The following is a 10,813-nucleotide window of genomic DNA, read 5'->3' on the forward strand; positions in this document are numbered from 1 at the left end:
CATGGACGGCACCGTAGCGCCGCGGTCCCGCGCCCGCAGCCGGGTTCCGCGCGCGCACCGGTTAGGCTGGCCGGCGAAGGGGAGTAGCCCCCCGTCCGCTGGTCGACATGCTGGCGCGCCCGCTCGCGGGCCGCCCGGTCAGCGGGTCCGCGCCCGGCGCGGATGGGCGAGACCTTCGATCGCAGCCATCAGTGCTGCCGGTCGGAGGCTGCCCTGGTCCCGTCTGGCGGCGCCCAGCGGAAGTAGGAATCACGTGGTCATCTCGGTCGTCCTGGCCGCGTTCGTGCTGGTGCTCCCCGTGGAGCTGCCGGACAAGACGCTGTTCGCCAGCCTGGTCCTGGCCACCCGGTTCCCCCCGCTGCCGGTCTTCGTCGGCGTGGGGACGGCGTTCGGGCTCCAGGTCGCGATCGCGGTCACCGCGGGCTCGCTGCTGTCGCTGCTGCCGCAGGCCCTGGTCTCCGGCGTCGTCGCGGTGCTGTTCCTCGTGGGCGCGGTGATCCTCTGGCGGAGCGCCACCAGCGGGCCCGAGGACGCCGACGACGCAGGCGAGGGCAAGGAGGGCAGATCCTTCCTCCGCGTCGCCGCCATCTCCTTCGGCGTCCTGTTCGCCGCGGAATGGGGCGACCTGTCGCAGCTGGCCACCGCCGGGCTGGCCGCGCGCTACGACGAGCCGCTGTCGGTGTTCGGGGGGGCGTGGGCGGCGCTGCTCGTGGTCTCCGGGCTGGCGGTGTTCCTGGGCAAGAACCTGGCCGACCGGCTGCCCATCGCACTGATCCGCCGGGTGGCGGCCGTCCTCTTCGTGGTGTTCGCGGCCGTCGCCGTCGTCGAGACGATCCGCGCCCTCACCTGACCCGCGGGCTCAGCCCAGGCCCGACAGCCAGTCGGCGACGGCCCGGCCGAGCTCGTGCGGGGAGTCCTCCGGCACGAAGTGGCCACCGGCCACGGTGACCTCGGTGAGCGCCGGCCACGCGCGGACCCGCTCCCGCTGGCGGCCCACCAGGACCGACCCCGGGTCGGCGTCGACGAACAGCTTGGGGACGTCGCTGCCGGCCAGCCAGGCCCCGTACTGCTCCACCCGCTCGACGACGTCGGCCGGATGCCCCTCGATCGGGAGCTGCCGCGGCCACTCGAGGGTGGGCCAGCGGTCCTCGCGCGCGGCGAACGGCTCGCGGTAGCGGTCGTGCGCCTCGGGTGTCAGGCCGCGGGCCACACCGCCGGGCAGGAGGAGCTCCACGAAGAGGTTCTCGTCCAGCACCGCGGCCTCGCCCTCGGGCCCGCGCATGCGCCGGAAGACGCCCGCGGCGGGCCACTCGTCCCAGTCGATGGGCGCGACGATGGCCTCGGTGAACGCGATGGCGCGCACCGCCCCGGGGTGCCGGGCGGCCCAGTCGAAGCCGAGCCCCGAGCCCCAGTCGTGCAGCACGAGCGTGACCCGCTCGGTGGCGCCCACGGCGGCGAGGAACGCGTCCAGGTAGGCCGAGTGCACCGCGAAGGAGTAGGTGCCCGGCCCGGGTGCGGGCAGCCTGGCCGACTCCCCCATGCCGACCAGGTCCGGCGCCAGGCAGCGCCCGAGGTGCTGCACGTGCGGGATGACGTTGCGCCAGAGGTAGGACGACGTCGGGTTGCCGTGCAGGAAGACGATGGGGTCGCCCTCCCCCACCTCGACGTAGGCCATCTCGGTGTCCGCGACCTGCACGCGCGTGCGCAGGAACGGGTCGACGGGAGAGACGTCCTCGGCCATGCCGCGATCGTCACACGCACGACGCCGGGGTGCAGCCGGCCCTAGGGTGAGCGGCCATGGAATTCCGGACGACGGTGACGCTGGGCGGGAAGACGGCCACGGGCCTGCAGGTGCCCGACGAGGTGGTGACGGCGCTCGGGGCCGGGAAGCGCCCGCCCGTGGTGGTCAGCGCCGGCGGGCACACCTACCGCAGCACCATCGCGCCGATGGGCGGCGCTTTCTGGATCCCGCTGGCCGCCGAGCACCGGAAGGCCGCGGGGCTGACCGCCGGCGACGAGGTCGACGTCGTCGTCGAGCTCGACACCGCGCCGCGCGAGGTGACGCTGCCCGAGGACCTCGACGCAGCGTTCGACGACGGCGTCCGGGCGTTCTTCGAGGGCCTCGCACCCAGCCACCGCAAGGAGTGGGTCCGCTGGGTCGAGGAGGCCAAGAAGCCCGAGACGCGGGCCGCCCGCATCGAGAAGACCGTCGAGTCGCTACGGGCGGGCAGGAAGACCCGCTGAGCGACGCGGCCGGCTATCGCGACCGAGCAACGAGCACGCGGAAGAGGTTCCGCAACCGGTAGCCCCCGTGCTCGCTGCGGTACGGCTCGAGCCGCTCGAGCACGGTGGCCCGCAGGATTGCCGGGTCCACCCGGCGGGCCACAGCGCGGGCCGGTACGGAAGCGAGCAGCGGCACCAGCAGTTCGTCCTCGTCGGCGTAGTCGAACGGGACCACCACCTCGGCCTGGCGCTCGACCGACAGCCCGGCGCGCTCGGCCATCGCGCGCAGCCGGGCCGGCTCGCTCACCGGGGAACCACGTGCCGGCCGGCGAGGGCCGAGCCAGGGCGCGAACGCGTCAGCGAGGACGCGCACGTCGCACTCCCGCTCCCGGCCCCATGCCGTGGCCGCGACCACGCCGCCTGCGCGTCCGGCCCGGTGCAGCACCGCGACGGGATCGGCGACGTGCATGAGCAGCTGGACGGCGGCGACGACGTCGAACCGGCCGGCCGGCGGGTCCTGCGCGTGCCGGACGGTGAAGGTGCCCTCCGGCACCGTGGCGGCGGCCAGCGCCACGGCGTCCGGGTCGAGGTCGACGCCGGTCACGCGAGCGCCGCGGTCGGCCGCTGCCCGGGCGAACAGCCCCGCGCCGCACCCGAGGTCGAGCACCCTGGTGCCCGCCCCGACGGCGGTCGCGTCGAGGACGGCCGCGTAGAGCGGCGCGCCCCAGCCATGTGGACCACCGACGTTCACCGGGTCGACGGTAGCGGCGGTGCGAAGAACACACTTGACCCTGACGCAACGTCAGGCGGTTGCCTTCTCCTCATGACAGGAGGGAGGACGCGGTGAACGTGGGTGAGGTCGCGGCGCTGGCGGGCGTCACGGTGCGCACGCTGCACCACTACGACCGCATCGGGCTGCTGTCGCCCTCCGGCCGCACGACGGCCGGCTACCGGCAGTACTCGACGGCCGACCTGGACCGGCTGCACCAGGTGCTGCTCTACCGCGAGCTCGGGTTCTCCCTCGAGGAGGTCGCGACCCTGCTCGACGACCCGTCCGCCGACCCGGCCGACCACTTGCGCCGCCAGCACCGGCTGCTGCGGGACCGGCTGGAGCGGACGACGGCGATGGTCGCGGCCGTGGAAAAGGAGATGGAGGCACGGAACATGGGGATCGCACTGACCCCGGAGGAACGGTTCGAGGTGTTCGGGGAGCACGACCCGGAGCGCTACGAGGCCGAGGTGCAGGAGCGCTGGGGTGACACCGACGCCTACGCGCAGTCCAAGCGGCGGACCGCGGCCTACACGAAGGAGGACTGGATCCGGATCAAGACCGAGGGCGAGGACCTGATGGCCTGCATGGCCGACGCCCTGCGCGCCGGCGTCGCCCCGGACTCGGCGCAGGCCATGGACCTCGCCGAGGAGCACCGGCAGCAGATCGTCGCGACCTTCTACGACTGCCCGCCGGAGATGCACGCCGCCCTGGGCCGGATGTACGTCGAGGACGAGCGGTACACGGCCACCTACGAGCAGGTCGCGCCCGGCCTCGCGCAGTGGGTGAGCACCGCGGTCCAGGCCAACGCCGCACGGCAGAGGTGAGGGAGCTGCCACCCGGGCTCCGGCAGGCCCGGGTGGCAGCTCCGGTCCGTCACCGTGAGTTCGACCACCCGCACGAGCCGTGAGCGGGCTCAGGCCTCATCCTGGGTCGAGATGAACCGCATCCTGGCGCTGCTGCGCGAACCCGGGGTCCAGCGAGGCGTGCGCGCGGCGGTCGCCGCGGGGTTGGCGTGGCAGGTGGCCATGCTGCTGCCGCCGATGCTGTCGGACTACGCCTACTACGCGCCGCTGGGCGCCGTCATCGCCGTGCTGCCCACGATCGCCGACTCCGCCAGCGCTGCCTGGCGCAGCGTGCTGGCGATCCTCACCGGGTTCGCGCTGTCCGTGGTGGTCTACGAGCTCACCCAGGCGGTGCCCAACGCGCTCACCGTCGCGGCGATCGTCGCCCTGGCCGTGCTGGTCGAGCAGCTCAAGCTGTGGCGGGAGCAGGCCAGCTGGGTCAGCTTCGCCGCCGTCCTCATGCTCACCGTCGGCCTCGACGACCCCGACACCTACGTCCTGCGCTACGCCGGGCTCACCATGCTCGGCGCGGCCATCGGCGTGCTCGTCACCACCATCCTCTTCCCGCCGCTGCAGCTCACCCGTGCCGTCGAGCAGATCGGGCTCACCCGCGGGCTGCTGTCCCGGCACCTGACCGACATCGCGGCCACCCTGCGCGACGGCCGGGTCCCCGACCCCGACGAGTGGACCGACCGCAACCGCCGGCTCGACCGCGCCCTGGATCGCATGCGGGTCGCCGCGACCCGGGTGGAGCGCGCCCGCCGGGCCAACCCGCGCGCCCGTCGCTGGCAGGGACGCGCCTCGGAGATCCGCGAGGAGGCCCGCGCCGTCGACCGCGTCGCCGTCCTGGTCGACGACCTCACCTCGCTGGTCGTGGAGTTCCACCCGCACCGGCGCGGCATCGACCAGGTCGACGGCGGCACCGGCTGGGTGCTCGCCGACACCCTCGACAGCCTCGCCGGCGTCGTCTGCACGCCGTACCACACCACCGACGGCTCGACCCCCGACGAGCGCGACGAGCAGATCGCCCGCGCCGTCGCCGCGCTGCGGCGCCTGGTCAGCCTGCTGCGCGAGTCCACCGTCGAGGACGACGAAGGTTTCTTCGCCCTCGGCGCGGTGGCGGTCGGTGTCCGCCGCAGCCTGGCCGCGCTGCAGGCCGAGGAACCGCGGGTGCCCGTTCCCGCCTGAGCGCGGTCAGACGCGGACGAGCAGCTCGCCGTGCATCATCCCGAGCCAGCCGTCGTCGGCGTCCCGCCACTCCCGCCAGGCGTCGGCGACCGCCTCCAGCTCCGCGTGATCCGCGATCCGGTAGGCGACCGCCTGCTCCGCGAACGACGACGCCGTCGCACGGCCGGCCCACGAGTTCCCCCACCACTCCCGCTCCTGCGGCGAGGCGTAGCACCACGACGACGTCGTCGCGACGAGGTCGCGCAGGCCTGCGGCGTGCGCCCACGAGATCAGGCGGCGGCCGGCGTCGGGCTCGGCGCCGTTGGCGCGGGCCACCGCGGAGTACAGCTCCAGCCACCGGTCCAGCCCCGGGTTCTCCGGGAACCAGGTGACGGCGGCGTAGTCGACGTCCCGGACGGCGACGACGCCGCCCGGCCGGCACACCCGAGCCATCTCACGCAGAGCGGCCACCGGATCGGTGAGGTGCTGCAGCACCTGGTGGGCGTGCACGACGTCGAAGGACGCGTCGGGCAGGTCGAGGGCGTAGACGTCGCCGACCGCGAAGGTCACCTCGACACCGGCGCGCTCGGCGGCGGAACGGGCCTCGTCCAGTGGGTCGGCCGACGCGTCCAGCCCGAGCACCCGCCCCGGTGCCACGCGCCTGGCCAGGTCGGCGGTGAGGGTGCCGGGCCCGCAGCCCACGTCGAGCAGGTCGGTGCCCGGACGGAGATGAGGCAGCAGGTAGGCCGCGGAGTTCTCGGCCGTGCGCCAGCGGTGCGACTGCAGGACGGGCTCGGCGTGCCCGTGCGTGTACGTGTCCACGCACGTAGTCCTACTCCGCTGTCCCACTGAGCGAAACAGCCTTCTCGCACAGTGGGATGCGGTCAGTCTTCCTCGGCGAGTACCTGCTCGGCCACCGGCACCGCCCGGGCGCGGTCCGCGGGCACGAGCCCGAAGCGCGTGCGCCGGTCCAGCAGGTCCGCGACGGTCCGCGCGCCCTCGTGGCGGACCGCGAACCGCAGCTCGCCGACCGTCTCCGGACGGCCCGCCACCACGAGGTCGGGGCCGAGCGCCTCCACCTCCGGCGCCTCGGTGCCGTAACGGGCGACCAGCCGGGCGGGGGAGGGCAGCGCGTCCAGCACCGGCCGTGGCGCCGCTCCGACCAGGGGAAGGCGGGCCGTCGTCGAGCGCGCGGTCCCGCCGAGCCGGGCGACGACGGCGTCGACGGTCTCCTCGGCCATCGCGCGGTAGGTGGTGAGCTTCCCGCCGACGACGGAGAGGACCGGTCCGTCCCATGCCAGCAGGTGCGTGCGGGAGAGGTCCGCGGTGGCTGTGGCCGGTCCCCCGGGCCGGTGGCCCGTCCCGGCCGACTCGGGCAGCACCAGCGGCCGGTAGCCGGCGTAGGCGCCGACCAGGTCGTCGCGGGTGAGCGGCTCGGCCAGCACCTGGTTGACCGTGTCCAGCAGCTGCTGCACCTCGGCGTCGGAGGGCTGCGGGTCGTCGTCGGGCACCGGCCCCTCGACCGGCTCGTCCGTGATGCCCAGGTAGACCAGGCCGTCGGCCTGAGGCAGGGCGAAGACGTACCGCGACCGCGAGCCCGGCAGCGGCACGGTGAGCGCCGCCGACGGCGAGCCGAGCCGGTCGCCCCGCAGCACGAGGTGGGATCCGCGAGAGGGCACCAGCCGGATGCCCGGAGCCAGCCGCTGCGCCCACACCCCGGCCGCGTTCACCACGGTCCGCGCCCGCAGCGTCAGGACCGCGCCGTCGACGGCGGCGTGCACCTCGGCGGAGCCGGACGACGGCGTCGTGGCGCCGTCGACGGCGGTCACCGTCGCGCCGGTCAGCACCCGCGCCCCGTACGCCGACGCGGTCCGGGCCAGCGCCACGACCAGCCGGGCGTCGTCGCTGAGCTGCCCGTCCCAGAAGACGACGCCGCCCCGCCCGGGACGCACCGCGGGCACCATCCGGCCGACGTCGTCGGCGCCCACCCGTCGGGTCGCGGGCAGCGAGCCGCGCCCACCGGCGACGGAGAACCGCACCAGGTCGCCCAGGTGCCCGCCGAGTCCGCCGAGAGCACTGACGTCGCGCCCCGCGGCGTCGGGGATGAGGAACGGCAGCTGCCGGACCAGGTGCGGAGCCGTGGCGCCCATCAGGACGGCGCGCTCCCGGGCGCTCTCCCGCGCCAGCGCGATCTCGCCGTGCGCGAGGTAGCGCAGCCCGCCGTGCACGAGCTTCGAGGACCAGCGGCTGGTACCCGCGGCCAGGTCGGTGCGCTCCAGGAGCACCACCGACAGCCCCCGGGCGGCGGCGTCCAGCGCGACCCCCGCGCCGGTCACGCCACCGCCCACCACCACGACGTCGACCAGCGAGCCGGCGACCTGTTCCAGGTCCCGCCCGCGCAGCGCAGGCGACAGGGAGCCGATCACGGTGATCCATCCCGCAGGGGCACCGACAGACTGTAGCCGTGGCCGAGCAGCCGGAACTGACGATCCAGGGATGGGGCCCCCACCCCACCGGGGGCTCCACCGACGCCGCGGGCGACCGCGCACCCGGGCTGGAGGCAGTGGTCCCCAAGGCGGCCCGCCGCCATCTCGCCAAGGAGCTGGGGTGGACGCCGCGGCACACGCCACCGGTGCCCGTGGCCGAGATCCGGCTGGCGCCCTCGCGGCTGCCCGCGCCCGCGCGCCTCGCGCTGGTCGAGCTGCTCGGCGAGGAGAACGTGCGCACCGACCGCGAGTCGCGGCTGCTGCGCGCCGGCGGCAAGAGCTACCTGGACCTGCTGCGCCGGCGGGCGGGGGACGCCACCGACGCACCCTGCGCCGTCGTCCTGCCCGGCACGACGGAGGAGACCGCGGCGCTGCTGGCCCTGTGCAGCGAGCACGACGTCGTCGTCGTCCCCTTCGGGGGCGGGACGAGCGTGGTGGGCGGGCTGGCCGGCGTGGACCCCGACGACCGGCCCGCGGTCGCCCTCGACCTGCGCCGCATGGCCTCGGTGCGGGAGCTCGACGTGCCCTCGTCGATCGTCACGGTGGGGCCCGGGATGCGCGGCCCGGCCCTGGAGGAGGAGCTGGGCAGGCAGGGCCTCACTTTCGGCCACCTGCCGCAGAGCTGGGAGTTCGCGACCGTGGGCGGGTACGCCGCCACGCGCAGCTCGGGTCAGGCCTCCACCGGGGTCGGGCGGTTCGACGAGCTCGTCACCGGCCTGACCCTGGCCACGCCCTCGGGCGTCCTCGAGCTGGGCCATCCCCCGGCGACGGCCGCCGGGCCGGACCTGCTGGGGCTGGCGCTCGGCTCGGAGGGGACGCTCGGCGTGATCACCGAGGTCAGCCTCCGGGTCCGGCCCAAGCCGACGACGACGTCCTACGAGGGCTGGTCGTTCCGCACCTGGGCCGAGGGCCTGGCCGCGCTGCAGCGCCTCGCCCGCCACGACCTGCTGCCCGACGTCGTCCGCCTCTCCGACGTCGACGAGACGCGGGCCAACCTGCTCATGTCCGGCAGCGCCGGTGCGCGGGTCCTGCGCGGCTCGCTCAGGGCGCGCGGCCGCGGGGAGGGCTGCCTGCTCGTCGTCGGCTGGGAGGGCCTGCCCGACATGGTGCGGGCGCGTGTCCGGGCCGGGTCCGCGCTGCTCCGGGAGGGCAGGGGCGTCCGGCTGGGCCGCACCGTCGGGGAGTCGTGGCGCAAGCACCGGTTCGGGGCGCCCTACACCCGCGACACCCTGCTCGACGCCGGGCTGCTGGTGGAGACGCTGGAGACGGCGGCCACCTGGGCCGCGCTGCCCACCGTCTACGACTCCGTCCGCCGGGCGCTGCGCGACGCGCTCACCACTGGCGGACGTCGTCCCCTGGTCATGACGCACCTCTCGCACGGCTACCCGACCGGCGCCTCGCTGTACTTCACCGTGCTCGCCGACCGGGACGAGGAACTGCCGATCCAGCAGTGGCTGGGTGCCAAGCGCGCCGCGACCGACGCGCTGCTGGCCGCCGGCGGCACGCTCACCCACCACCACGCCGTGGGCGCCGACCACCGCCCCTGGCTGGAGCGGGAGGTCGGCGCGCTGGGCGTCGAGGTGCTGCGGGCGGTCAAGACCAGGCTGGACCCCAAGGGCATCTGCAACCCGGGCGTCCTGCTCCCCGACTGAAGAAGGACCCCGCTGCCCCCCACGGCTCGCACGCTCGCCGCGGGCCCCTGCAGCAGGGCCGAACGCCGCGGACCGGGGTCAGGGGTCCGCGGCGCTCCCGTGGGGATGGCCCGGTCCGGGCTCAGAAGGCGTGCCCGAAGGAGAAGACGCGGTCGGGGTCGACGGCCGCCTTCACCTCGGCCAGCCGCTCGTACACGCCGGGCGGGTAGGCCGCGGCCACCTCTTCGGGTCCGGACACGTCACCGAGGAAGTTGACCAGGGAGCTGGGCGCCTTCCACGGCGCCAGGGCGCCGAGCACGGCCCGCCCGACCGCCGGCACGATCCCGGCCAGCTCCGGCACACCGGGGCCGAGCGCGAACATCGAGAACGCGGCGTCCCGGCCCGGCACCGCGTTCGGCACCTTCGCCGACCGGCCCAGCGCTCCGCCGAGCAGCCGGATCTCGACCATCGTCAGCGGGATGTCCGCCTGCGGCCCGGCGGCGGTGAGCAGCGCGTCGACAGCCTCTTCGGGCAGGTCCGTCAGCAGTTGACCCTTCTCCCACGCCGGCATCGGGTCGACCGGGTCCATGTGGATGGAGTCCATCTCGTCTGTCCGGATCGGCCCGATGAAGCCGAGCACGACCCGCCCGGCCTGTGCCATCGGGGCGACCAGCCGCTCGCCCTCGTCGACGTCGGCGCCGCAGTACGCGTACCGGAAGTGGACGACGGTCTGCCCGCGGAGCGGCTGCGGCACGAACTCGAAGTCGGGCACCCGCATGATCGCGATGGAGGTGCTGACCTCCTCCGGCATCCCCGGCGCCCAGCGCCGCCAGGCGTGCAGGACCGCGGCCATGTCGGCGGCGGCGAAGAAGATCCCCCCGGCGTAGAGGCCGCCGATCGGGACCAGCTCGATCTCCAGGGCGGTCACGATGCCGAAGTTGCCCTTGCCGCCGCGGACGGCCCAGAACAGCTCCGGCTCCGAGTCGGCGGAGAGGGTGCGCTGCCGGCCGTCGGCGGTGACGATCTCCACCGCACGGACGGCGTCGGCGGCGAAGCCGTACTTCCGGCCGAGCGAGCCGAGCCCGCCGCCGAGGGTGTACCCGACGACGCCGACGTCGGACGACGAGCCGCACAGCCCTGCCAGACCGAACTCGGCGGCGGCCTCCATGACCCGCTGCCACTTCACGCCGGCCTCGACGCGGGCCGTACGCCGCTCGGGGTCGATGAACAGGCCCTGCATCCGGCGGGTGGTGACCATCATCGAGCCGGCCGCGTTGCGGACGGGCCCGTGCCCGGTGGCCTGGACGGCGACGTCGAGGTCGTGTGCGACCGCCCAGGAGACGGCGGTGGCGACGTCGGCGGCGCAGGTGGCCCCGACCGCGATCGCCGGGGTGTGCTGCACCGCGACGTTCCAGGTGGCCACCTCGGCGGCGAGGCCGTCGTCGCCGGCGGCGTAGACCGGGCCGTGCACGACGCCGCGGAGCTCGTCGACGTCCGCGGCAGGGAAGGGCGGCACGCGGGTGTCGACGGCGACGGATCCGTCGGTCGGCATCTCCCGCAGGACGACGGGCGACTCGGGCTGACGGGGCTGGGGGAGGGACATTCGGTTTCCTTCTCGCGGCCGCGGCGGAGCCGCGGGACGGGGTGCCGCGTCGGCCGCGGCTGGAGGGACGCACGAAGGGTGCGGCGCCC

General features: G+C 75.1%; 10 protein-coding genes. 5 read left to right on the plus strand and 5 right to left on the minus strand.

The window, feature by feature from the left end; genetic code table 11:
* Nucleotides 1-253: 253 nt before the first annotated feature.
* The gene (locus tag BLS70_RS12740) at nucleotides 254-850 is read left to right on the plus strand and encodes a TMEM165/GDT1 family protein (protein ID WP_091768229.1); all 597 of its coding nucleotides are present in this window, start codon (nucleotides 254-256) and stop codon (nucleotides 848-850) included.
* A gap of 9 nt (nucleotides 851-859) precedes the next feature.
* Here BLS70_RS12740 and BLS70_RS12745 read toward each other — a convergent pair whose 3' ends face one another.
* Nucleotides 860-1,741, minus strand: a complete 882-nt coding sequence (locus BLS70_RS12745; protein ID WP_091768232.1) for a haloalkane dehalogenase — start codon at nucleotides 1,739-1,741, stop codon at nucleotides 860-862.
* 56 nt (nucleotides 1,742-1,797) lie between these two features.
* On the opposite strand from BLS70_RS12745, the gene BLS70_RS12750 reads away from it, so the two are divergent.
* Nucleotides 1,798-2,244: a YdeI/OmpD-associated family protein gene (locus BLS70_RS12750; protein WP_091768235.1), complete on the plus strand. Its 447-nt coding sequence runs from the start codon at nucleotides 1,798-1,800 to the stop codon at nucleotides 2,242-2,244.
* A 13-nt stretch (nucleotides 2,245-2,257) separates the two neighbouring features.
* Here BLS70_RS12750 and BLS70_RS12755 read toward each other — a convergent pair whose 3' ends face one another.
* Nucleotides 2,258-2,974 carry a class I SAM-dependent methyltransferase gene (locus BLS70_RS12755; RefSeq protein WP_091768238.1) on the minus strand — a complete coding sequence of 239 codons (717 nt, stop codon included), beginning with the start codon at nucleotides 2,972-2,974 and terminating at the stop codon, nucleotides 2,258-2,260.
* Nucleotides 2,975-3,066: 92 nt separating this feature from the next.
* Between BLS70_RS12755 and BLS70_RS12760 the strand changes: the two genes are divergently transcribed.
* Nucleotides 3,067-3,819, plus strand: a complete 753-nt coding sequence (locus BLS70_RS12760) for a MerR family transcriptional regulator (RefSeq protein WP_091768241.1) — start codon at nucleotides 3,067-3,069, stop codon at nucleotides 3,817-3,819.
* A gap of 111 nt (nucleotides 3,820-3,930) precedes the next feature.
* Complete coding sequence (locus BLS70_RS12765; RefSeq protein WP_091768244.1) at nucleotides 3,931-5,025, plus strand: FUSC family protein; 1,095 nt, start codon at nucleotides 3,931-3,933, stop codon at nucleotides 5,023-5,025.
* A 6-nt stretch (nucleotides 5,026-5,031) separates the two neighbouring features.
* On the opposite strand, the gene BLS70_RS12770 is transcribed toward BLS70_RS12765, so the two are convergent.
* Both BLS70_RS12770 and BLS70_RS12775 read right to left on the minus strand, forming a co-directional pair.
* Nucleotides 5,032-5,826 carry a methyltransferase domain-containing protein gene (locus BLS70_RS12770; RefSeq protein ID WP_091768247.1) on the minus strand — a complete coding sequence of 265 codons (795 nt, stop codon included), beginning with the start codon at nucleotides 5,824-5,826 and terminating at the stop codon, nucleotides 5,032-5,034.
* A gap of 62 nt (nucleotides 5,827-5,888) precedes the next feature.
* Nucleotides 5,889-7,430: a glycerol-3-phosphate dehydrogenase/oxidase gene (locus BLS70_RS12775; RefSeq protein WP_091768250.1), complete on the minus strand. Its 1,542-nt coding sequence runs from the start codon at nucleotides 7,428-7,430 to the stop codon at nucleotides 5,889-5,891.
* A gap of 38 nt (nucleotides 7,431-7,468) precedes the next feature.
* Here BLS70_RS12775 and BLS70_RS12780 point away from each other — a divergent pair, with 38 nt between their 5' ends.
* Entirely contained in the window at nucleotides 7,469-9,142 is a 1,674-nt protein-coding gene (locus BLS70_RS12780) for an FAD-binding oxidoreductase (RefSeq protein WP_091768253.1), read from the plus strand.
* 121 nt (nucleotides 9,143-9,263) lie between these two features.
* Here the strand turns inward: BLS70_RS12780 and BLS70_RS20490 are convergent, their stop codons facing one another.
* Nucleotides 9,264-10,724, minus strand: a complete 1,461-nt coding sequence (locus BLS70_RS20490) for an FAD-binding oxidoreductase (protein ID WP_176946389.1) — start codon at nucleotides 10,722-10,724, stop codon at nucleotides 9,264-9,266.
* Between the last annotated feature and the right edge of the window lie 89 nt (nucleotides 10,725-10,813).

Origin of the sequence: Blastococcus aurantiacus, assembly GCF_900102425.1 — a bacterium.
Lineage (GTDB): Bacteria > Actinomycetota > Actinomycetes > Mycobacteriales > Geodermatophilaceae > Blastococcus > Blastococcus aurantiacus.